This is a genomic window from Phenylobacterium montanum, from assembly GCF_018135625.1.
In the GTDB taxonomy this organism is placed as follows: Bacteria; Pseudomonadota; Alphaproteobacteria; order Caulobacterales; family Caulobacteraceae; genus Poindextera; species Poindextera montana.
Map to the genome: position 1 here is coordinate 4,259,557 of NZ_CP073078.1, position 21,375 is coordinate 4,280,931.

19 protein-coding genes are annotated in these 21,375 nt (G+C 68.7%); 13 read left to right on the forward strand and 6 right to left on the reverse strand.

The window, feature by feature from the left end; translation table 11 throughout:
- Positions 1-28: 28 nt before the first annotated feature.
- The 3 genes from KCG34_RS19465 to KCG34_RS19475 all read right to left on the reverse strand — a co-directional run bounded on the left by KCG34_RS19465 (position 29) and on the right by KCG34_RS19475 (position 3,103).
- Complete coding sequence (locus KCG34_RS19465) at positions 29-1,513, reverse strand: ArnT family glycosyltransferase (RefSeq protein WP_211937262.1); 1,485 nt, start codon at positions 1,511-1,513, stop codon at positions 29-31.
- On the reverse strand, positions 1,510-2,562 hold the full coding sequence (locus KCG34_RS19470; RefSeq protein ID WP_211937263.1) for a glycosyltransferase family protein: 1,053 nt from the start codon (positions 2,560-2,562) through the stop codon (positions 1,510-1,512). Before KCG34_RS19470 ends, KCG34_RS19465 begins: the two co-directional genes overlap by 4 nt.
- 232 nt (positions 2,563-2,794) lie before the next feature.
- Entirely contained in the window at positions 2,795-3,103 is a 309-nt protein-coding gene (locus KCG34_RS19475) for a hypothetical protein (RefSeq protein ID WP_211937264.1), read from the reverse strand.
- 256 nt (positions 3,104-3,359) lie between these two features.
- On the opposite strand from KCG34_RS19475, the gene KCG34_RS19480 reads away from it, so the two are divergent.
- Together KCG34_RS19480 and KCG34_RS19485 are read left to right on the forward strand one after the other, a co-directional pair.
- Positions 3,360-5,318, forward strand: coding sequence for a methyl-accepting chemotaxis protein (locus tag KCG34_RS19480; RefSeq protein ID WP_211937265.1), 1,959 nt, complete (start codon positions 3,360-3,362; stop codon positions 5,316-5,318).
- 147 nt (positions 5,319-5,465) lie between these two features.
- Positions 5,466-6,131: a protein tyrosine phosphatase family protein gene (locus KCG34_RS19485; RefSeq protein ID WP_211937266.1), complete on the forward strand. Its 666-nt coding sequence runs from the start codon at positions 5,466-5,468 to the stop codon at positions 6,129-6,131.
- 7 nt (positions 6,132-6,138) lie between these two features.
- Here the strand turns inward: KCG34_RS19485 and KCG34_RS19490 are convergent, their stop codons facing one another.
- Together KCG34_RS19490 and KCG34_RS19495 are read right to left on the reverse strand one after the other, a co-directional pair.
- On the reverse strand, positions 6,139-6,927 hold the full coding sequence (locus KCG34_RS19490) for an aspartyl/asparaginyl beta-hydroxylase domain-containing protein (RefSeq protein WP_249138087.1): 789 nt from the start codon (positions 6,925-6,927) through the stop codon (positions 6,139-6,141).
- A gap of 24 nt (positions 6,928-6,951) precedes the next feature.
- Positions 6,952-7,578: a 2OG-Fe(II) oxygenase gene (locus KCG34_RS19495; protein WP_211937267.1), complete on the reverse strand. Its 627-nt coding sequence runs from the start codon at positions 7,576-7,578 to the stop codon at positions 6,952-6,954.
- A gap of 154 nt (positions 7,579-7,732) precedes the next feature.
- Here KCG34_RS19495 and KCG34_RS19500 point away from each other — a divergent pair, with 154 nt between their 5' ends.
- The gene (locus tag KCG34_RS19500; RefSeq protein WP_211937268.1) at positions 7,733-8,710 is read left to right on the forward strand and encodes a mitochondrial fission ELM1 family protein; all 978 of its coding nucleotides are present in this window, start codon (positions 7,733-7,735) and stop codon (positions 8,708-8,710) included.
- Here the strand turns inward: KCG34_RS19500 and KCG34_RS19505 are convergent.
- Positions 8,683-9,381: a 2OG-Fe(II) oxygenase gene (locus KCG34_RS19505; RefSeq protein ID WP_211937269.1), complete on the reverse strand. Its 699-nt coding sequence runs from the start codon at positions 9,379-9,381 to the stop codon at positions 8,683-8,685. The genes KCG34_RS19500 and KCG34_RS19505 overlap by 28 nt on opposite strands.
- Before the next feature lie 639 nt (positions 9,382-10,020).
- Between KCG34_RS19505 and KCG34_RS19510 the strand changes: the two genes are divergently transcribed.
- The 10 genes from KCG34_RS19510 to rfbC all read left to right on the forward strand — a co-directional run bounded on the left by KCG34_RS19510 (position 10,021) and on the right by rfbC (position 21,375).
- Positions 10,021-11,313 (forward strand): metallophosphoesterase family protein, encoded by a 1,293-nt coding sequence (locus tag KCG34_RS19510; protein ID WP_211937270.1) that lies wholly within the window; start codon positions 10,021-10,023, stop codon positions 11,311-11,313.
- A 76-nt stretch (positions 11,314-11,389) separates the two neighbouring features.
- Positions 11,390-12,121 (forward strand): response regulator, encoded by a 732-nt coding sequence (locus KCG34_RS19515; RefSeq protein WP_211937271.1) that lies wholly within the window; start codon positions 11,390-11,392, stop codon positions 12,119-12,121.
- 14 nt (positions 12,122-12,135) lie between these two features.
- Entirely contained in the window at positions 12,136-13,650 is a 1,515-nt protein-coding gene (locus tag KCG34_RS19520) for a sensor histidine kinase (protein WP_249138088.1), read from the forward strand.
- A gap of 106 nt (positions 13,651-13,756) precedes the next feature.
- Positions 13,757-14,215: a hypothetical protein gene (locus tag KCG34_RS19525; protein WP_211937272.1), complete on the forward strand. Its 459-nt coding sequence runs from the start codon at positions 13,757-13,759 to the stop codon at positions 14,213-14,215.
- A gap of 469 nt (positions 14,216-14,684) precedes the next feature.
- Positions 14,685-16,397 (forward strand): type I secretion system permease/ATPase, encoded by a 1,713-nt coding sequence (locus KCG34_RS19530; protein ID WP_211937273.1) that lies wholly within the window; start codon positions 14,685-14,687, stop codon positions 16,395-16,397.
- Positions 16,394-17,740 carry an HlyD family type I secretion periplasmic adaptor subunit gene (locus KCG34_RS19535; RefSeq protein ID WP_211937274.1) on the forward strand — a complete coding sequence of 449 codons (1,347 nt, stop codon included), beginning with the start codon at positions 16,394-16,396 and terminating at the stop codon, positions 17,738-17,740. Before KCG34_RS19530 ends, KCG34_RS19535 begins: the two co-directional genes overlap by 4 nt.
- Entirely contained in the window at positions 17,721-18,533 is an 813-nt protein-coding gene (locus KCG34_RS19540) for a glucose-1-phosphate cytidylyltransferase (RefSeq protein WP_211937275.1), read from the forward strand. The genes KCG34_RS19535 and KCG34_RS19540 overlap by 20 nt, the downstream gene beginning before the upstream one ends.
- Before the next feature lie 7 nt (positions 18,534-18,540).
- Complete coding sequence (rfbG, locus tag KCG34_RS19545) at positions 18,541-19,587, forward strand: CDP-glucose 4,6-dehydratase (protein ID WP_211937276.1); 1,047 nt, start codon at positions 18,541-18,543, stop codon at positions 19,585-19,587.
- The gene (locus KCG34_RS19550) at positions 19,580-20,827 is read left to right on the forward strand and encodes a class I SAM-dependent methyltransferase (protein ID WP_211937277.1); all 1,248 of its coding nucleotides are present in this window, start codon (positions 19,580-19,582) and stop codon (positions 20,825-20,827) included. The genes rfbG and KCG34_RS19550 overlap by 8 nt, the downstream gene beginning before the upstream one ends.
- Positions 20,824-21,375 (forward strand): dTDP-4-dehydrorhamnose 3,5-epimerase, encoded by a 552-nt coding sequence (gene rfbC, locus KCG34_RS19555; protein ID WP_211937278.1) that lies wholly within the window; start codon positions 20,824-20,826, stop codon positions 21,373-21,375. The genes KCG34_RS19550 and rfbC overlap by 4 nt, the downstream gene beginning before the upstream one ends.

Here is a 21,375-nt window from a genome sequence, read left to right on the forward strand (position 1 = left end):
GGCTCGGTCGGAAAGTCGCGAAACGGCCTCAGCCGCCGACTCGGCAACCCTGCCCGATCGCGTCGACCCGCGGCCCTGAGACTAGCGCCATCTGGTAGCGGCTTTCATGGCTTCGGCCGCCGTCGCGCAGCGCAGGGCCGATAGGGCGCACAAACGTGAAGCAGGCCGACAGCGCGGCCGGCGAGACGCGCCGCTCCAGGTCGACCACCAGCCCGGGGCGCGCGAGGTCGGGCCGCGGCGCGTCATGGTCCATGGCGTAGCGGTCGCGCTCGATCAGTTCGACGACCGGGGCCTGGATGGCGCGCTGAGCCAGGAGCTGGCTGGTGACGCCATAGCTGAGGGTTCCGACCCAGGCGGCGCCGGCGGCCCTGCGGCTGGCCTCGATCCGCGCGGCGAAACCCGGCCAATCGCGAAGCTGCACGGCCGGATCGCCCTTCTTGAGGTCGGTTTGCGGCAGCGCGGCGTGGGCGAGGCCGAGGGCGGCGAGGCCCAGGCCGAAGGGGGCGGCCAGAGCGCGGACGACACGCCAGCCGCCGCCTTGCGGGCCTGAGGCCATGGCGGCCGCGGCCAGGGCCAGGGCTGGATAGACCGGAACCGGCCAGTGCGCCTGCACCCGGTCATGCAGGGCGTGCAGCAGCAGATAGGCGGCGAAGGGCGCTGTGGTCAGCAGCGGCAGGCTGAGGTCTCCGCCATCGCGAGAGCGCCAGCGGGGTAGGGCGCGCAGGGCGAAGACCGCGACGAACGGGTTGAGCAGCAGGAACTGGCCGGCCATGAGTTCAAGCTCGAACCGCGGATCGAAACGCCCCGGCGCCGCGCGGCCGAACTGCTTGGCGAAAGAGACCCAGTGGTGCTCGGCGTTCCAGGCGAGGTTGAGGCTGAAGATCGCTGCGGCGACCAGGGCCGCGAGCCAGGGCCAGGGCTTCTTCAGGCTCGCCAGGCCACCGGGCTGAAGCAGCAGCCACAGGACGGCGCCTGGGGCCAGGAACAGGGCCGAATATTTGGACAGGCAGGCCAGGCCCGCCGCCGCGCCCGCCGCCACCCACCAGCCTGGCGCACCCGGGCCGCGGGTCCTGGCGAGACAGCACAGGGTCAGGGTCCAGAACGGGGTCGAGGCTGCGTCGGGAATGGCCAGCAGGCCCCCGGCGCCGATCAGCAGGGTGGCGTTGCACCACACCGCAGCCCGGCCGGCCGTCGCTTCATCCCAGCTGAGTTGCGCTGCGAGATCGAAGGCCATCAGGCTGGTGGCGAGACAGGAGAGGCAGGGGATCAGCCGCACGCCTAGCGGCGTGTCGCCGGCCAGGGCCATGCCGGCATGGATCCACCAGGCCACCATGGGCGGGTGGTCGTAATAGCCGAAGGCCGGATGCAGGGCCCAGAGCCGGTAATAGGCCTCGTCTTCGGTCAGGGGGATGAAGGCTGCGGCCAGAAGTCGCAGGGCAGTGATGGCGCCCAGGATCAGGAGCAGGGAGAGCCCCGGCCTGAACCGGGCGGCGGGCGTGGCGGTTGCAGTCACTGGAGCAGGGTCGGCCAGGGGTAGTCGGCCGGGTCGATGTCGCCCAGGGCGACCTCCAGCACGTACTTGGCCACCCGCTGCTCATTGAAGAGCGCGTGGTAGCGGGCGCGTCCGGCGGCGGCCAGGGTCATACGGCGGCGCGGCTCGGCGATCAGGGCCGCGATCTTCTCGGCCAGGTCGTCCATGCCGTCGAAGAACACCATCTCCTCGTCCGAGAACAGGGTGTCGTAGCCGACCGTGCGGGCGATCAGGATCGCCTGGCCGTTGCCGCACATGTGGGCCAGCCGGTCGGAGGAATAGAGGAAATTGTCGTCCCGCCGGCTGATGTTCAATCCCAGGGCCGCCTGCTCCAGCCCGGCCTGGTAGGCCGCGCCGGCCAGGTGCGGCGCCCCGGCTATGCCGGGGGCCAGGACGCGCGCGTCGGGGAGCTTGGCCAGGAGCCGGGCCATGTATTCGTTCATGTCCCAGTCGATCCCAGCGACCTCGCGCAGAGGCTGCGACGGATTGCCGCAAGCATAGAACAGGTCATAGGGCAGGTGTTCGACTTCATGGCAGCGGCCGCGCTCGATCGAGAAGTCCACCGGATTGGGCAGGAAGCCCAGCAGCATGCCGGGCCGCTTCAGCAGCGCCAGGGCCTCGCCGGCGGTGGAGACCAGGGTCGCGTGCACCACTTCGGTCTTGCTCAGCAATCGCGCGACGTTGTTGGTCTCGAACATCGGGTCGACGTTCCACTGAAGGATCCGAATACTCGGACTGTCTTGGCGGATGGCGGCGATGGTCTCGGCGGCGATTACGTCGGCCTGGCCGAACAGCACCACGTCGGGGCCCATGTGCCGGCAGAGGGATCGAAGGGATTTGTTGGCGGCGCCGCGGCCGCCGAACTTGCTGCGGCCCAGGACCGAACCGGCGCGGGCGGCGTCGCGATCCGAGAAATTGACCACCTGGTGGCCGTTGCGGATCAAGCCGTTGGAGAGCTTGTGCTCCACGCTGTGCTGGAAAGCGCCCTTGGCCTTGAGGCTGAAGTTTCCAACGTGGAGAATTCGGGCCATTCGCTCCGCCGCGCTGACTGCTGGACCGGCGGTTTAGAAGAGCCCCGCCCCAAGCTCAAGCGCGCAAGGGCTCAAGGCTTGGGGCGACTGGCGTTTACGAGACGCTGTACGGAAGAGGGCCAGACCTTTCGGCCTGACCCCAACCGTCTATCAATTTGAGCGCGGCCATCTGATGGGCCGCTCCTCGTTCCCCGGCGAACCTTACGCCGGGGCCCTCAGGCTCAAGTCGCTGTTAGGCGCCTTGGAACTTGAGCGGGACGCGAATGGTGCCGGTCTTGGCGCCGATCGGCAGGAACGAGGCCACGCACAGGGCGGCCTTGTCGAAGCCCTTACCGGCCGCGCTGTTTTCGACCACCTTGCAGTCGGACAGCTTGCCGCCGGCGGCGGAGCATTCCAGCACGACGCTGGCGGTGTCCGAGGCCGACGCGAACTTGTCGACGCAGGCGCTCATGTGTTCTTGGAAGCCACCGTCGGCGAGCGACGCACCGGCGATGACGAAACTGGCGAGAATACCCCCGGCCAAGGCGACTGACTTCTTCATCCGCTTCTCCTTTGTACTAAGACGGTGAGCGGAAGTTCGCAGATGGAAGTTAAAAATGTCCTCAGGAACACTGATATTTAGATTAATTGTAGAGTAACCATGAGGTCTACATTCATGCTCGTGGCGCTCGCTTTATAGATTCACGCAAGGCCGGCGGCCCTTCCGCCTTTTTCGCTATAGTTAGGAAGCGTTAGCACTCTTTGTGGATGATAACCCTGCTGAGCTTTGCCGGCGGAATGATCTAGCGGGGATTGAAATGAAGGGCTTTCGGCTTTCGGACGTGCCGATGATCGTCAAGATCGGCTTCGCTCCGGCCATCGCGCTGCTGATGTTCGTAGCGATGGCGATGGGCAGCATCATGGTGCAACAAGGCTCGTCGCGCGAGCTGAAGCAGGTCGTGCAGGTCGACATGCCGGCTTCGCAGAAGCTGCAGGACATCTCGCGACGGATCGCCGCAGCCCACGGTCAGCTCTATCTGATCATGACCCACCAGGCGGGCGGCATCGACAAGGACAAGGTCGACGGCCAGATGAAGGCCCTGCTGACCGAGTTCGACTCGATCACCGCCGAGGTCAAGCAGGTGAAGGCCCAGGAGCCGGTCTCCCAGAAGGCCCTGTTCGACAAGCTGATCAAGCAGCTGGACGACACCAAGAGCGCGGTCGACGTGGTCGGCGGCATGGTCTCGGTCGACTTCGGCACCGCCGCAGGCTTCGTCGCGCCCTTCGAAGACAGCTACAACCAGATGACCGCGACCCTGGACCAGGCCGACAAGTTCGCCGAGGCCCAGACCAACCAGCGCGCCGAACAGACCGCCAAGAATTCGCAGACCGCCATCGTCGCAACCGTGGTGATCGGCGCCCTGACCCTACTGGTCGTCGGCTTCATCTCGCTGGTCACCGTGCTGACCACCCGGCGCTCGATCGACCAGATCGCCAAGGCCACCGAAACCCTGGCCGCCGGCAACAACAACGTCGATCTCGACCGCATGACCCGCGGTGATGAGCTGGGCGCCGTGGTCAAGTCGCTGATGGTGTTCCGCAACAACCAGCTGCACCTGGAAGAGCTGCGCGCCGAACAGGAAGCCGCCCGCGCCCTGACGGAAGACGAGCGCCGGGCCAAGGAAGAAGCCGCCGCCGCCGCCGCTCGCGAGCAGGCCCTGGTGGTTTCGAACCTGGCCCACGGCCTCGATCGCCTGGCTTCGGGCGACATGACTTACCGCATCGACGCCGAGTTCCCGGGCGAGTACCGCAAGCTGCGCGATGACTTCAACGGCGCGATCACCCAGCTGGAAGACGCCCTGCGCGTGATCCACGAAGGCACCACCGGCATCCAGACCGGCTCCAGCGAGATCAGCCAGGCTGCGGACGACCTGTCGCGCCGCACCGAGCAGCAGGCCGCCGCCTTGGAGCAGACCGCCGCCGCCCTCGACCAGATCACCGCCACCGTCAAGAAGACCGCCGAGGGCGCCACCCATGCCCGCGAAGTGGTCGGCAGCGCCAAGACCGATGCCGTCCGCTCCGGCGAGATCGTCAACGGCGCGGTCGCGGCGATGAACGAGATCGAGACCTCGTCCAAGCAGATCAGCCAGATCATCGGGGTGATCGACGAGATCGCCTTCCAGACCAACCTTCTGGCCCTGAACGCCGGCGTCGAAGCGGCGCGGGCGGGCGAGGCGGGCCGCGGCTTCGCCGTGGTCGCCCAGGAAGTGCGGGCCCTGGCCCAGCGTTCGGCGGAAGCGGCCAAGGAGATCAAGTCCCTGATCACCGCCTCGTCCAACCAGGTCGACCAGGGTGTCCAGCTGGTCGGCCAGACCGGCAAGGCGCTGGAGCGGATCGTCTCCCAGGTGGCCGAGATCAACACGGTCGTCGCCGAGATCGCCGCCTCCGCCCAGGAGCAGTCCACGGGCCTGGCTCAGGTCAACACGGCCATCAACCAGATGGACCAGGTCACCCAGCAGAACGCGGCCATGGTCGAGGAATCGACCGCCGCAAGCCACTCGCTGCAGCACGAGGCCAACGACCTCGCCCGGCTCCTGGGCCGGTTCCAGCTCAGCGGCACGGGCCAGGCGGTCTCCCGCGGTCGCCAGGCGGCTCCCGCCGCCCAGCCGGCTCGCCGCGGCGAACGCGTGCTGAAGGCGATGGGCGGCGGCCACGGCGGCGGCGCCGCCGCGGCCCAGCTGCAGCAGTCGATCGACTCGAGCTGGGAAGAGTTCTAGGGCCCGCCAGAAGGCCCACTATTGCGCCCCTTCGAAGGGCCCAGGCTTCGGCCTGGGCCCTTCTTCTATGGCGGCCGCGCTTTGCAAGCGGCCCGTTCGATCCTAGATACGGCCGCGCCCGAAATCCGGGCGATTTGGGAACTGCGTGTGAAGACCTTCGACCTGTCGACCCCTGCCGGCCGCTTCGCGACCTATGTCGACTACAATCTGAACGACCACGCCTTCCTGAGGCTCAGGTTCCAGAACGCCCACTGGCTGGGCGACAGGTTGGTGCGCACCAACCAACCCTGGCCCTTCCAGCTGAAGCGCTGGCGGGACAAGGGCGTGCGCACGGTGATCAACCTGCGCGGCGGCTTCGACGCGAGCTTTTATGCTCTCGAGCGCGACGCCTGCGCCCGCCTTGGGCTGAAGCTGATCGATTTCACCGTCCGCTCGCGCGCGGCCCCCAGCCGGGAGCAGATCCTGGGCGCCCGCGACATGTTCGCGCAGCTGGAATATCCGGCCCTGATGCACTGCAAGTCCGGCGCGGACCGGGCCAGCCTGATGAGCGTGCTCTACGCCCACTTCCAGCTCGGCTGGCCGATCAGCCAGGCGGTCGAGCAGCTCAGCTTCCGCTACCTGCACATGAAGACCAGCAAGACCGGGGTGCTGGACCACGTGTTCGCGACCTATCTCAGCGAAGCCGAGCCCAGGGGAATCAGTTTCCTGGACTGGGTGATGAGCGACGCCTACGACGCCGACGCCCTGACGCGAGAGTTCCACGCCGGCTGGTGGGGCAATCTCCTGGCCGACAAGATCCTGCGGCGGGAGTAGCCGCACCCTATTTCGGCGGTCCCTCCGCCCAGGCCCTCAGGCCCCGCCGCGCGTCCTGCACGAACCGCGAATGGCGTACCGCCGACAGGAACAGGCCGCCGATCAGCTTGCCGCGCAGGCCCACCGGCCGGCGGAACTGCACCAAAAGGATGATACGGGTCTCCGGCGTGTCGTTCAGCACCTCGTGCTGGTAGATGTCGTCGAAGACGAAGGCCTTGCCCTCAGCCCAGCCGGTAAATTGGTCGGCGACGCGCATCTGGCACTTGTCGGCGGCCTTCGGCACCTGGATGCCCAGGTGACAGGTCAGGATCGCTTTTGTCACGCCGGTGTGGGCGGGGATGTGGGTGCCGGGAACCAGCACCGAGAACAGGGCCGAGTTCAACCCCGGGACCTTGCCCACCAGGGCCGCCGTCTTCGGGCACTTGGCGCAGTTCTCATCGACCTTGTAGCCGTAGCCGTAGAGGAAGAACGAGCGCCACATGCCGGCCGGGGCGATGCGGCGATGGTCGGGCGAGATCTCGGCCAGGGGCGGGATGGCGTTGATGTCGCAGAGGGCGGCGGCGGCCTCGGCGCGGATATCCTCCCAGTGCGCTTCCAGCTCGGCGATCCAGGGGAATTCGGCGGTGTCGTGAAACGGCTTGTCGCCGACCCGCGAGGAGCGGGCGATCTGCCGGTTGGTCCAGGGTTGCAGCCGCCGGCCGATCCGCATCAGCAGCGGCCGCTTGGGAATCAGGGCCGAACTGGGCTTGGGATGCGCCTTGGGCCGCGGCGCGTCGGTGTCGATCTGCTCGGTCAAGCCCCGCTACTCCCCGAACGCTGTTTACGCCTTGGCCGGCGTCAGCTTCTTCACCGCCGCCGAGACCCGGTGGCGGAACTGCTGCCAGGCGGCGACCTTGTCCGAGGTCACCCAGTTCATCTGCACCACCCGCCGGGGGCCGGCGAAGGGCTTGTGGCCGTGCCAGGAGTTTTCCGAGCGGCGGAACACCAGCAGCGTGCCGAAGTCGGGCGGCACTTCGGCGGCCACCGCCTCGAGGTCGTCGCCGTTGCGCAGCACCCTCAGGCGCCCGCCGTCCGGCGCCCAGGCGTCGTTGAGATAGAGCAGGACGGTGATCACCTTGGTCTTGGAATCGGTATGGATCTGGCCGTCATGGGCGCCGCACATGCCGCGCACGGTGAACATGGTGGGCAGGGAGCCGAGCTCCAGCCCGAACTTGGCCTCGATCGCCGTGCGGAAGGGCTCAGCGTCCAGCTCCTCGATCAGCTCGGCCAGGGCGCCCGAGACCTTGACGTCGTCGAGGGTGAAGGAGCCGGGCTTGTCGATCTTCGGATAGTCGCGGGCGATGGCCTCCGCCGCTTCGGCTTTCACGAAACCCGGCAGGATCAGATAGTCGTAGGGGTCATGCTGGATCGGGGTCGCCGTCAGGGCGTCGATGTCGAGATAGGCCATTCGGTCCCTTCCGCGTGCAGGACAAAAGCTCTGCGCGCCTCCAATTGGCGATGCTGTCGCCGCCGCGCAAGCGCGTTGCCCTGGCTCGGCGGCGTTTCTATGGCGCCCCGACTCGGCGCATGGGGAAATTAGATCAGACGGCGGGATCACGCGAATGGGCGCCTTGAGCGCATGGTTCATGACCTCGGGCGAGGCGGGGTTTCGCACCCAGGCGCGTGGCTTGGCGATGGCCGTGGCCGGCGAGGCGCGCGAACTGGTGGTCGGGCTGAAACCGCCCTGGCGCGCCCTGCCGGGCGCCTGGGCCGCGCCCTTCGCCCTTGCAAACCTTTCCAGGGAAAGCGACCGGCCGACGCCGCCCTGGCCGGATCTGCTGATCAGTTGTGGACGCCGCACCACCGCGCTTTCGATCGCCATCCGGCGCGCCAGCCGCGGCAGGACGGTGACGGTCCATGTGCAGAACCCACTGACCGCGGTCTCGGCCTTCGACCTGGTCATCGCCATGGAACACGACCAGGTGTCCGGGCCCAACGTCATCTCCGCGCCCACCGCCCTGCACGACGTCACGCCGGACAGGCTGGCGGCGGCGGGCGAGGCCTGGCGCGCGCGGTTGGCGCGACCCGGCCGGCCGCTGATCGGGGTGATGCTGGGCGGGACCACTCGCCACCATCCCTTTGAAACCGCCGAGGCCCAGGTGCTGATTGATCGGCTGCAAGCCGTGCGCCGGGCCACAGGCGCGGCCCTGGCGGTGACGCCTTCCCGCCGCACGCCGGTCGCGGCGCGGGCCTTGTTCGAGGAGGCCCTGGCGGGCGATCCGGACGCCTATCTGTGGGACCTGCAGGGCGACAATCCCTATCGCGGCATCCTGGCCCTGTCGGATCGGCTGGTGGTGACCAGCGACAGCGTCTCGATGATCTCCGAGGCCCTGGCCACGCCGCATCCGGTAGAGGTGTTCGGCCCCGACGGCGGGCGTCGCCACGCCGCCTTCCTGCACGGTCTCCTGGCCAAAGGCCTGGTGCGGCGGTTTCTTGGCGATCCGGTTCCGCCGCCGGCCGGGGGGCCGATCGACGCCACTGAGGCCGCGGCGGCCGCGGTCCGCAGCCTGCTTCAGGCGCGGCGGACGGGCGTCGGATAGGCCAGCTGTTCGCGGGCGCGCCACTCGTCGGTGACGTAGTTGATGATCACGCTGCGGCGCACGCCCTTGATCGCCCGCGGCTCAAAGCCGTGCCAGGTGTTGTTCGAGGGCACGAACATCATCGCCGTGTTGGGCGAAAACGCTGAACGCTTGGTCCAGGTGTCGGCGTCCGCGTAGATGTCGGTGCCCAGCTCGTCCTGGCCCGGTTCGTCGGCCAGATAGTAGAGCAGGGTCAGCTTCTTCACGCCCAGGTCGGTGTGCGGCTTCAGCCAGAAGCCGTCGATGTCCTGGGCGTATTCGATGCGCAGGAAGCAGTCCTCGATCGCCGCGCCAGTGGCGTCCATGATCGCGCCCACGGTCACCGGGTCCTGGAAAGCCTCGGCCACGGCGCCGCAGACCGGATGCAGCGCGTTGTTCTCGGGGTCGAAATAGCAGCGGGTGTTGTTGTGCAGCTCGCGCGCGCCGGAAACCCCTTCCAGGTCCGGTACGGGAAATGGCAATTGCGACAGGGCCGCGACCACGTCGGCCGGGAACATGTCCGCCAGGGCCCAGTGCCGATAGGGCGCTTCTGTGACCTGGGCCGCCTTCAGGCTGTCGATGAAGCCGCCCCGGACGGCCCTAGAGTCCGACAAGAGGGAACCCGACACGCGCGCCGGCGAAAGCTGGTCCAAATCAAGATCCTCTATGGGTCACGGGCCTTCGGGGCCTGGATGTAAGATGGCCGTGTCCGGAATGAAGGCCGCAGCGCGCGACCAATGCCACAAAACCGCGGTCAAGGCGATGGCGGCCGTACGGACCAATCGCCGCTCTCGAAACGCTTTGAGGCTGTGGGGGGTGTCGACTGACCAGCGCCGCCGATCCAGGGGGGCTGGGGGGGCTGTTCAGGTACCGGGATCCGCTAAGCAATCCGGTCAGCCGACGGTGAGGTTTTCCCAGCCGGATGCGGCCCCGGCGCGACCAGAATAGGGCCATTTGGTGTTCTTTTCCGCGGCTCGCCTGATTGGTGACGTTGTGTTCAGCGAGCCACAGGGGGCGCACGAAAGTCGCCTGCGTCGCCGAGGGCGGTTGCCGGGACCCCGCCAGCCCCGCCAGAATGAGCGCGATATCTTGGCGAGGTCGGAACCACCGATCTCGTCGGGGTGAGGGGGAGCTCCGCGGGAGGCTTCCGCCGGAATTCGGGCATGGCGCCCCAATTCCGCGCCGCGGGCTCTTTAGAAGCCGAACGAAGGGCGATCCGGCGACGGATCGCCCTTTTGTTTTGCGCGCCGATCTGGTCAAGCAGGCGCATCAGGACGGGGTAGGAGAGGCTGATGCGAATGGCGATGCTGGTTCTCCTGGCGGTCGCCCTGACCCTGCAGGGCTCGGCGCCCGGCCCGGCGATGAACCAGACCGGCGGCGGCGATGGCCCAAAGCCCTTCGCTTGGACCGAACTGACCGGCGCCGGGCAGGAGCTGCGCGCCATCGCCCTGGACGGGCGCTGCCCGGAGGCGGTGATCGACGGCGTGCGGACCCCCATGCGTCTCCGTGCGCCGCCGGGCGAGGGCTTTCCCGTGGCCGCCTGCCAGGTCCTGGTTCCCTCCGGCGCCGTCAAGGCCGAGATCGCCGGCCGACCCCTGCCGCTGATGGCCCGGCCGCCGCAGCGCATACTGATCTTCGGCGACACCGGCTGCCGAATCCGCGGCGACCAGGTCCAGGACTGCAACAATACCTCGAGCTGGCCTTTCCCCCTGGTGGCGAAGCTGGCGGCGAAACATCGGCCGGACCTGATCATTCATGTGGGCGACTACTATTACCGGGAAAGCGCCTGTCCGCCCGGGCGGCAGGGTTGCGTCGGCAGCCCGCACGGCGACGCCTGGGACAGTTGGCGCGCCGACTTCTTCGATCCCGCCCAGCCCCTGTTCCAGGCCGCGCCCTTCGTCTTCGCCCGCGGCAATCACGAGGTCTGCTATCGCGGTGGCCAGGGCTGGACCCGTTTCCTGGATGCTGGCGACCAGGCCCTGGGCTGCGCCGACACCGAGGCGCCCTACAAGATCGATATCGGCGGGCTGAACCTCTACGTCATCGACAGCGCCGAGTCCGAAGACCGCGCGGCCCCGCCGCCGGACGTGGCGCGCATCGCCGGCCAACTCGACGCCCTGGCCCCGGATCTGGCTTCCAAGCCTGGCTGGATCGTCACCCACAGGCCGGTCTGGGCTGTGACCCCGTTCGCGCGCCTGGGTCCTGTGGGACCGGCCGAGATCAGCTTGGACAAGACCCTGCAGGCCGCCGTCCGCGGCCGCGACCTCTCGGCGGTCAGCCTGATCGTCTCCGGCCACGTGCATCACTTCGCAGCCTACGATTTCGGGGGGCGGAGGCCCTCGCAGCTGGTGGCCGGCACCGGCGGCGATGCGGCCGAGGAATCCGACCTGCGCCGGCCGCGCGCCGGGCCCAGGCGCATCGAGGGCATGACCGCCCAGCGGCTGACCTTCCAGCGCTTCGGATTCTTCATGATGGAGAGGGCTGGCGCGGCCTGGACCGGGACCTTCCGCGACCTGGACGACCAGGTTGTGGCGACCTGCCGCCTGGAGGGGCGCGATCTGACGTGCGCGGCTGTACAGCGCTGATCAGCGTCGCCTGTGTTCCAGAATTGTGGCGAAGCGGTGATCAGTTCGCCATAGTTGGCCGGCTTAAGGAGGGCCGATGAACGCTCCTGCCCTGGCGGCCGCCGGTCCGCATCTGCTGCTGGTCGACGACGACGCCGGCCTGCGCGCGGAAATCTCCGCCTATCTCACCCAGCACGGATTTGTCGTGCACCTGGCCAAGGACGCGGCCGGGATCGAGCCGGCCCTGCGCGCCGATCCGATCCGGCTGATCATCCTCGACGTGATGATGCCCGGCGAGGACGGCCTGGCGGCCTGCCGCCGCCTGCGCGAGGCGGGCGGCCCGCCGATCATCATCATGAGCGCCATGGGGGACGAGATCGACCGCATCGTCGGCCTGGAGCTGGGCGCCGACGACTACCTGCCGAAGCCCTGCAGTCCGCGGGAGCTGGTGGCGCGCATCCGCGCCGTGATGCGTCGCGCCGACGAGCGCCAGGAGCGGGGCCGCTCGGCCAGCCAGACCTATGAGTTCGCCGGCTATCGCCTCGACGTGCTGCGCCGGCAGCTGCTCTCGCCGGCCGGCGAGACCGTGCTGCTGACCGAGGGCGAGTTCTCGCTGCTGACCGCCTTCCTCGACAATCCGGGCCGCATCCTGGGCCGCGAAGAGCTGATCGAGCACGCCAAGGGCGCCGACGCCGACATTTTCGACCGCGCCATCGACGTGCAGGTCAGTCGCTTGCGCCGCAAGCTGAGCCAGGGCGACAACAGCGACATGATCCGCACTATCCGCGGCGCCGGCTACATGTTCACAGCCCGGGTGCGGCGGGGTTAGACCGCGAACCGCCTGTGACCTCCTCGCCTCGCTCCAAAGCCTCGGTCGCCACCACGCCCTTCGCCGTGCAGGTGGTGGCGCTGCTGATCGCCGGCCTGGTGGTGGCCCAGCTGGTGAACCTGGCCGTGGTCCTGCTGCTGCCGCCGCCCCGGCCGCCGATCTATACCCTGGGCGAGATCGCCGCGGCCCTGGAGGCGCGCCCGGTCCAGCCACGCCTTGGCCCGCCTCTGGTTCGCGCCGAGACGGCGAGCCCGCCCGCCGACAGCCGAATGGCCCCGCCCCGGGCCCGGCGCGAGCTGGCGGCGTTGCTGGGCGCCCAGCCGGACGCCGTGCGCCTCAGCTACAATACTGCGCCGATGTGGGCGGCCGCGCTTCAGCATCTGGTGATGCTGGGGCGCGATCCGCAGGACGACATGGCGGGGCTGCATCGCCGGCCCTTCCGCCGGATGGATGGGCCGGGATTCGGGCCGCCGACTCAGGACGGTCCGCCCCAAGGGGGGCCGGCTCCCGGTGGGCCTCCGCCGCGTGGGCCGCCGCCGATGGACGGGCGTTTCGGGCCTCGGCCGTTCGGTGACCCGGCGCAACGGCCACTCTATGGCGACTTCACCGCCGCCCTGCGTCTGCCGAACGGGAGCTGGGCCACCGTGACGCCTGCGCCCGGCTCGTTCCCGTCGAGCTGGCAATGGCGGATCATCCTGTGGTTCGTAGCCTGCATAGGGGTCTTCTCCCTGGTCGGCATATTGTTCGCCCGCCGCATGACCGCACCCTTCGGCGCCTTCGCCGCCGCCGCCGAGCGGCTGGGTCGCGATCCCCGCGGACCGCCCCTGGACCTGACCGGTCCCGCCGAACTGGGCGCTGTCGCCCGCGCCTTCAACGAGATGCAGGTGCGCATCAAGCGCTATGTCGAGGACCGCACCGCCATGGTCGGGGCCATCTCGCATGACCTGCGCACGCCCCTGACCCGCATCCGCTTCAAGCTGGAAGGCGCCGAGCCCGCCCTGCGCGCCAACGTCCTGGCCGATGTGGAGCAGATGGAGGACATGATCAGCGCCGTCCTCGTCTTCATCCGTGACGCCAACGCCCCGGCGCGCCGCGAGCGGCTGGACCTGCTGTCGCTGATCGAGTGCGAGGTCGACGGCGCCGCCCTTACCGGGGCGGCCGTGACCCTGGAGGAGTCCCAGCCGGTCGCCATCGGCGCCGACCCGGTGGGGCTAAAGCGCATGGTGGGCAACCTGATCGACAACGCCGTCAAATATGGCGGCGGGGCCAAGGTCAGCCTGCACGCCGAGGGTGGCGAGGCGGTGATCGAGGTCGCCGACGAGGGGCCCGGCCTGCCGCCGGAAGAGCTGGAGCGGGTGTTCGAGCCCTTCTACCGCGTCGAGGCCTCGCGCAACCGCGACACCGGCGGAGTGGGGCTGGGCCTGGCGGTGGCCCGCTCGATCGCCCGCGCCCATGGCGGCGAGCTGGTGCTGGCGCGCCGCACCAAGGGTTTGGTCGCGATAGCGCGCCTGCCGCTGCCGGCGGCGTGATCGCCCTTCCCCCGTTCTGGGGGAAGGGTGTCTCGAACGTCAGGCTGTCGCCGAAGCTATGCCCGACGCCCAGGGCGGCGGAGACTGCGTAGCCATGAAGCTCTGGATGGCCGAGGTCAGCTCGTCCGCGCTGAGCTGGCCGTCGCCATTGGTGTCGAGCTTGGAGAATTCGGCCGACAGGGTGGCGTCGCTCGAGCTGGACGCACTGGTGGTGCTCGACGTGCTGGAATCCGTGCTCGAACTGGACGATCCGTTCAGGGCGTTCTCGATCTGCGACAGGCTGATCCCGCCATTGCCGCCCAGCGCGCTGACCAACTGGTCGGCGATGTCGGAGGCCGAAGGCGGCTGGGGTGGGGACCATCTGGACGAGCCCGACGAGTTCGACCCGTTGGTCGAGCTGGTCGAGCCCGTCGAGGACGAACTCGAATCCGTCTCTTGCGCCGCCAGCAGCGAGGCCAGTGTGTCGGCGCTGAATTGGGATGAACTCGATCCGCCGCTCGGCGGCGGGCCCGGCGGCGGCCCGGGCGGCGGGCCGCCCTGGGCGCCATTGGCCTCGCTCGGCTGATTTTGCCCAGTGGATTGGGTGCTCGACGACGACTGCGACTGCAGAAGGCTCAGCAACTGCTGGGCGTAGTTGTCGGCGTAAGACCCGGACGAGCCGGAGATTTGCATGAGTTATGTCCTTTCCTTGCGATCGCGCCGGGAGCGGCGCTCGCCAGCCGTGAGAACCGATCTCGCCGCCAGCAAACCGAAAGGCCTGCAAGCCTCGGGCTAAGTAATTGTGGGAAATACTTTGAAACGCTCCGTAATATATTTGGGTTTGGCAGTAATAAATGAACTCTGCTGGGCGTGTGTCGGCGGGAGGTGATGTTCGGGGCAGCGGTGATCTGTCGCGGGCGGCCGGGACCGGAAACGTCCTGCAGCCCGGTCATGGTTAAGCGGGATTAACTGCGCCTCAAGGATTCCAGGCGAGGTTCGGGGCGGGAGACGACGCGGCGATTCCGCGGCCTCCGCGTACGAGGTGTCGACCCCGAATGAGCCTGAATATCCCGCCCCTGTTGCGCCAGGCCTATGCCGGCTCCAAGAGCGCGATCCTGGCCGCGGCGGGCTTTTCCTTCGCGCTCAACCTGCTCAGCCTGGCCATGCCGCTGTTCACCATGCAGCTCTACAATCGCGTGCTGCTCTCGGGCAGCGAGGCGACGCTGACGGTGATCTGCGTCGCGGCCCTGGCCGCGCTCGGCGCCTCAGCCCTGCTGGAAGACGTGCGATCGCGACTTCTGGTCTCGTTCGGTTGCCGCCTCGACGCCCAGTTCTCGGCGCCCCTGTTTGCGCGCCTGGTGGAGACTTCCGTGCGGACCGGCGGAATGGCCGGGGCTCAGGCCTTGCGCGACCTCGACACCCTGCGTCAGGTGATGACCGGCGGTGGGACCCTTGCGCTCTTGGACCTACCCTGGGCGCCCCTGTTCATCCTGGGCTGCGCCTTCCTGCACCCGCTGTTGGGGCTGGTGTCGCTGATCGGCGCGGCTTCGTTGCTGGCCCTGGCCGTGCTGAACCAGCAGGTCGTTGAAGAGCCCTTGGCCGAGTCAGGCCGTAGCGGCGAGGCCAGCTACGGCCTGACCGATTCGGTGATGCGCAACGCCGAGGTGGTGCAGGCCATGGGCATGCTGCCGGCCATCCTGGTCGACTGGCGCCGCCTGCGCCTGGTGATGATGCACCGCCAGGCCGAAGCCTCGATGCGCAACGCCAATATCGGCGCCATGGTCAAGTTCTTCCGCTATGCCCTGCAAGTGGCGATCTTCGCCACCGGCGCCTGGCTGGTGGTGAGCCAGAAGATGTCCTCCGGCGCCCTGTTCGCCGCCTCGATCATGACCACCCGCGCGCTGGCCCCAATCGATCAGACCGTCGGCGTTTGGCGCCAGTTGGTCGCCGGCAAGACCGCGCTGCAGCGCGTCGAGGCCGCCTTCACGGCTGCGCCGCGCCCCTCGGCCATGCCCCTGCCCAATCCGGTCGGCCGCCTGTCGGCCGAGGGTTTGGCCTATGTCGCGCCCGGTGGCCGCGCCCCGATCCTGAACAATGTCAGCTTCGCGCTGGAGCCCGGCGAATCGGTCGGCATCGTCGGCGCCAGCGCCGCCGGCAAGTCCACCCTGGCCCGCCTGATCGTCGGTGCGGTCAAGCCCACCGGCGGGGTGGTGCGGCTGGACAGCGGCGACGTCTACAGCTGGGACCGCGAGGCCTTCGGCCGCGCCGTCGGCTATCTGCCGCAGGACATCGAGCTGTTCGACGGGACCATCAAGGACAACATCGCCCGCTTCCGCGCCTGCGAACCCGATCAGGTCGTGCTGGCCGCGCGCATTGCCGGGGCGCACGAGATGATCCTGCGCCTGCCGAACGGCTACGACACGGTGATCGGCGCCACGGGCGCCACGCTCTCCGGCGGTCAGCGCCAGCGGATCGGCCTGGCTCGCGCCGTGTTCGGCGACCCGCGCCTGGTGGTGCTGGACGAGCCCAACGCCAGTCTGGACGGGGAGGGCGAGGCGGCTCTGGCCCAACTCCTGGGCCGGCTCAAGACCCGCGGCTGTTCGGTGGTGATGATCGCACACAAGCCCAGCGCCCTGGCGGGGCTCGACAAGGTGCTGGTGCTGATGAATGGCGGCGTCGCCGCCTTCGGCCTCACCGGCCAGATCCTGCCCATGATCGCGCCCGGCTTCAGGGCCGCCGCGCCCCAGCCCATGCAGGCCCGCGCATGACCGGCGCCGCCCTGCCCGACACCCGCGACGCTGCGGCCGAGTTCGCCGCCCTTACCGGAGATGGCGCGATCAAGCGCCAAATACGCACCGGTCTGGTGATTGTGGGCGTGCTGGCGGCCTTTCTGATCGCCGGCTCGACCTTCGCCCGGCTGGACAGCGCGGTGATGGCCTATGGCGTGGTCCAGGCCGAGGGTCAGGACAAGGTGGTCGAGCATCCCGACGGAGGGGTGGTTTCGGCTATCCTGGTCAGGGAAGGGGACCTGGTGAAGCAGGGTCAGGTGCTGATGCGCCTCGACCCCACCCAGGCCAACGCCAGCCTGGCCATCGAACAGACTGCGGTCGACACCCTGGCCGCCCAGCTGGCGCGGCTGGAGGCTGAGGCGGTCGGGGCGCCCACGATCGCCTTCCCCAAGTCGCTGACCGATCGCGCGTCCGATCCAGCGGTGGCCGCGATCATGGCGGGCCAGACCCAGCTGCTCGGCGCCCGCCGCCACGCCCTCCGCGGCCAGGCCGGCGCCATTTCCGAGGAGATCGGACAGGCGCACAGCATGGCCGACGGCTATCGCGGTCAGATCGCCGCCGTCGACCAGCAGGCCCAGACCATCAGCGAAGAACTGGCCGGCATGAAGAAGCTCTACGCCAAGGGTTTCGCCACCAAGTCCCAGGTGGACCAGCTGGAGCGCGCCGCCTCGGCGCTCGAGGGGCAGAAGCGCGAGTACCAGGCTAATCTCGACCGGCTGGGGCACTCGGTCGGTCAGTACCAGGAACAGGCTTCGCAGCTCGGCCGCGATCGGCTCTCCTCGGTCGCAGAGCAGCTCGACGACGCCCGCGCCAAGCTGGCCGAGGCGACCCAGCGCCTGGCCGCCATCCAGGCCGTGGTCGACCACACGACCATCCGTGCGCCTGTCACCGGCTATGTGTTCGGCCTCGCCGCCAACGGCGCCGGCGCCGTGGTCGCCAAGGGCGAGAAGCTTTTGGAAATCCTGCCCAAGGACGCCAGCCCGATCGTCGAAACCCGCGTGCGACCCGGCGACGGGGGCCGGCTGCAGAAGGGCATGAAGGTCCAGGTGCGGGTGACCGCGTCCCAGTGGCGGGGGCTTCCCGCCCTGCACGGGACGGTGCAATCTCGCTCGGCCGATCTGATTGCCGACCCCAAGACCGGCCAGCCGTTCTACAGTCTGGTGGTCGCGATCGACCGCGACGAGGTCGATCGGCCTGGCGGGCCGAGCCTCGACGTCGGCACGCCGGTCGAGGTGGTGGTGCCAACCGGCTCGCGCACCGCGCTGGCCTATATGTTCCAGCCCATGATGGAGTCCCTCGGCCATGGCCTCAAAGAGCAATAGAGCCGCTGGCCTCGACGCCCTGATCTTGTGCGGCGGGCTTGGCACGCGCCTGCGCGAGGAGACGGAGTTCAAGCCCAAGCCCATGGTCGAGATCGGCGGCCGGCCGATCCTGTGGCACATCATGAAGCACTATGGCGCCCACGGCGCCGACCGTTTCGTGCTGTGCCTGGGCTACAAGGGCGATGCGATCCGCGACTACTTCATCCACTACCACAACCGCTCGCACGACCTGGAGGTCGACGTCGGCTCCGGCGCCCTTGAGGTGATCCCCACCGCCCGGGAGGACAAGCTGGACTGCCGCGTGGTGCTGGCGGAGACCGGCCACGACAGCCTGACCGGCCGGCGGATACTGAAGGCCCTGAAGCACGTCCGCGGCGACATCTTCCTGGCCACCTATGGCGACGCCGTGGCCGACGTCGAGATCGACGAGCTGATCGAGACCCACCAGCGCATGGGCAAGCTGGCCACCGTCACGGCCGTCCACCCCTCCTCGCGTTTCGGCGAGCTGGCCATCGACGGCGGGGTGATCAGAAGCTTCGCCGAAAAGCCCCAGGTCACCGAGGGCTGGATCAACGGCGGCTATTTCGTGTTCCAGAAGAAGGCCTTCGAGCTGTTGCACGAGGACCAGAACGAGCCCTTGGAAACCGCGCTGCTGGAGCAGCTGGCGCGCATGGGCGAGCTGGCGGTGCACCATCACCGCGGCTTCTGGCAGTGCATGGACACCTTCCGCGAGATGCAGCTGTTGAACGATCTCTGGACTTCCGGCGCCGCGCCGTGGCGCGTCTGGGCCTGAGGGCGAGATGGATTTCTGGCGTGACCGGCGGGTGTTCGTCACCGGCCATACGGGCTTCAAGGGCGGCTGGCTGACCGCCCTGCTGCATCGGCTGGGCGCGGCCACCACCGGCTACGCCCTGGCGCCGGAGCCGGGTCCCAGCCTGTTCGAGGGCGCCCGGATCGGCGAACTCGGAACCTCGATCATCGCCGACATTCGCGATCGCGAGCGCCTGACCGCAGCCCTGGCCCACGCCCAGCCCGAAGTGGTGCTGCACCTGGCCGCCCAGCCCCTGGTGCGTCGGGCGCGCAAGGATCCGGACGAGACCTTCGAGACCAACGTCATGGGCACGGTGCGGCTCTTGGAGGCCATCCGGCGCACCCCCTCGGTGAAGGCCGCTGTCGTGGTCACCAGCGACAAGGTCTATGACAATGTCGAATGGCCCTGGGCCTATCGCGAGACCGATGCGCTCGGGGGCAAGGAGCCCTACGGCGCCAGCAAGGCCGCCTGCGAGATCGTGGTCCAGGCCTGGCGCCACGCCTATTTCGACGAGGGGCCGCGTATCGCCACCGCCCGCGCCGGCAATGTCATCGGCGGCGGCGACTGGTCCGAGGACCGGCTGATCCCCGACGCCATGCGCGCCTTCATCGCCGGCCAGCCGCTGGTGATCCGCAACCCCGCCGCTGTGCGGCCCTGGCAGCACGTGATCGAGCCCCTCACCGGCTACCTGAGCCTGGCCGAGGCCATGCTGGCTGAAGACACCCTGCCGGCGGACATGGCCTTCAACTTCGGTCCTTTGGGAAGCGAGGCTCGCCCGGTAGCCTGGATCGCCGACGCGGCCGCCGCGCGCTGGGGCGACGGCGCCGCCTGGACCCAGGACCCGGGCGTGCAGCCCTACGAGGCCCGCCTTTTGGAGGTCGACTCGGCGCGGGCTCGGGCAGTCTTGGACTGGTCGCCGCGCTGGGGGCTCGAGGAAGGACTGGACCGCACCGTCGCCTGGTATAGAGCGGTGGCGCGCGGCGTGGACGCCCGGGCCGTCACGATGGCCCAGATCGAGGACCACCTGAATGGCTGAGGCCGCCCAGCTCTCCTGCCGGTCCTGCGGCGCGCCGCTGGAACAGGTGTTCGTCGACCTTGGCCTCTCGCCGATCTCCAACGCCATGCGCCGGCCGGAACAGGCCGGCGAGGCCGAGCGCTTCTATCCGCTGAAGACCTTCGTATGTGGCCAGTGCAAGCTGGTGCAGATCCAGGACATCGAGAGCCGCGAGGCGCACTTCCACGGCGACTACACCTATTTCTCGTCCTTCTCGGCCTCCTGGCTGGCCCATGCCGAGGCCTATGTGGCGATGATGGTCGAGCGCTTCGGCGTCACGCCTTCTTCGCAAGTTGTCGAGGTGGCCAGCAACGACGGCTACCTGCTGCAATACTTCAAGCAGCGCGGGGTGCCCGTGCTTGGCGTCGACCCCGCCGCCAATTGCGCCGAGGCGGCCTGGAGCGAGCGCGGCGTGCCGACCCATGTGGGCTTCTTCGGCGCTGATCTCGCCGCTCAGCTGGTCGCCGAGGGCAAGGCCGCCGACATCACCGCCGCCAACAACGTCCTGGCCCACGTGCCGGACATCAACGACTTCGTGGCCGGCTTCAAGCTGCTCTTGAAGCCCAAGGGCGTGGCCACCTTCGAGTTCCCGCACCTCCTGCGGCTGATCGAGGCCAATTATTTCGACACCATCTATCACGAGCACTATTCCTACCTCTCGCTGCTGGCGGTCGAGCGGCTGTTCGAGCGGCACGGGCTGGAGGTGTTCGACGTCGAGGAGCTGAAGACCCACGGCGGATCCTTACGCATCTTCGCCGGCCATGCGGGCGCCCACGGGCCGGCCTCGGACCGGGTCGAGGCCTTCCGCGCCAAGGAGGAGCGGGCGGGGCTGGACGACCTGGCCGCCTATGCCGACTTCGCCGAGCGGGTAAAAGGCACCAAGCGCCGCTTCCTGGAACTGCTGATCGGACTGAAGGACCAAGGCCAAAGCATCGTCGCCTATGGCGCCCCGGCCAAGGGCAATACGCTATTGAACTATTGCGGGGTGCGCGGCGATTTCATCGACTATGCGGTCGACGCAAATCCGCACAAGCAGGGCCTGCTCTTGCCCGGGACCGGCATCCCGGTCCACGCGCCCGACCGGATCTACCAGACCCGCCCTGACTATGTGCTGATCCTGCCCTGGAACCTGAAGGACGAAATTATCGGCCAGATGGGGCGGATCCGCGAATGGGGCGGGCGCTTCATCCTGCCCCTGCCAGAGCCTATCATCCTGGAATGAGGATCGAAGAGACTCCGCTGGCCGGCGCCTTCCTGATCACGCCCGAGCCCGCCCGGGACGATCGCGGCGAGTTCGCCCGGCTGATCGACGCCGAGACCTTCGCCGCCCACGGCCTGGTCAACCGGTTCGAACAGACCAGCTATTCCTTCAATCGCCACGCCGGGACCCTGCGCGGCCTGCACCTGCAGCGCCCGCCCCACGCCGAGGTCAAGCTGATCCGCGTCACGGCCGGGGCGGTGTTCGATGTGATCGTCGACCTGCGCGCCGGCTCGCCCACCTACGGCCGCTGGCACGGGGTCGAGCTCAGCGCCGACAACCGCCGCCAGTTCTATGTCCCTGCCGGCTTCGCCCACGGCTTCCAGGCGCTGAAGGACGACAGCGAGCTGACCTATCACATCACCCCGCCGTATGCGCCGGGCTCGCAGGACGGCGTGGCCTTCGACGATCCCGGCCTCGCCATCGCCTGGCCCGATCCCTCCGGGGCGATCCTCTCCGACCGCGACCGCGCCCTGCCACGGCTCGCCGACTTCAAGCCGATCGAGCTCTGA

Bases quoted from the DNA above. Each gene is read 5' to 3' on its own strand.
- KCG34_RS19470 (WP_211937263.1), bottom strand. From the start codon at position 2,562: ATGGCCCGAATTCTCCACGTTGGAAACTTCAGCCTCAAGGCCAAGGGC.
- KCG34_RS19475 (WP_211937264.1), bottom strand. From the start codon at position 3,103: ATGAAGAAGTCAGTCGCCTTGGCCGGGGGTATTCTCGCCAGTTTCGTC.
- KCG34_RS19480 (WP_211937265.1), top strand. From the start codon at position 3,360: ATGAAGGGCTTTCGGCTTTCGGACGTGCCGATGATCGTCAAGATCGGC.
- KCG34_RS19495 (WP_211937267.1), bottom strand. From the start codon at position 7,578: ATGGCCTATCTCGACATCGACGCCCTGACGGCGACCCCGATCCAGCAT.
- KCG34_RS19500 (WP_211937268.1), top strand. From the start codon at position 7,733: ATGGGCGCCTTGAGCGCATGGTTCATGACCTCGGGCGAGGCGGGGTTT.
- KCG34_RS19510 (WP_211937270.1), top strand. From the start codon at position 10,021: ATGCGAATGGCGATGCTGGTTCTCCTGGCGGTCGCCCTGACCCTGCAG.
- KCG34_RS19515 (WP_211937271.1), top strand. From the start codon at position 11,390: ATGAACGCTCCTGCCCTGGCGGCCGCCGGTCCGCATCTGCTGCTGGTC.
- KCG34_RS19525 (WP_211937272.1), top strand. From the start codon at position 13,757: ATGGCCGAGGTCAGCTCGTCCGCGCTGAGCTGGCCGTCGCCATTGGTG.
- KCG34_RS19530 (WP_211937273.1), top strand. From the start codon at position 14,685: ATGAGCCTGAATATCCCGCCCCTGTTGCGCCAGGCCTATGCCGGCTCC.
- KCG34_RS19535 (WP_211937274.1), top strand. From the start codon at position 16,394: ATGACCGGCGCCGCCCTGCCCGACACCCGCGACGCTGCGGCCGAGTTC.
- KCG34_RS19540 (WP_211937275.1), top strand. From the start codon at position 17,721: ATGGCCTCAAAGAGCAATAGAGCCGCTGGCCTCGACGCCCTGATCTTG.
- rfbG (WP_211937276.1), top strand. From the start codon at position 18,541: ATGGATTTCTGGCGTGACCGGCGGGTGTTCGTCACCGGCCATACGGGC.
- KCG34_RS19550 (WP_211937277.1), top strand. From the start codon at position 19,580: ATGGCTGAGGCCGCCCAGCTCTCCTGCCGGTCCTGCGGCGCGCCGCTG.
- rfbC (WP_211937278.1), top strand. From the start codon at position 20,824: ATGAGGATCGAAGAGACTCCGCTGGCCGGCGCCTTCCTGATCACGCCC.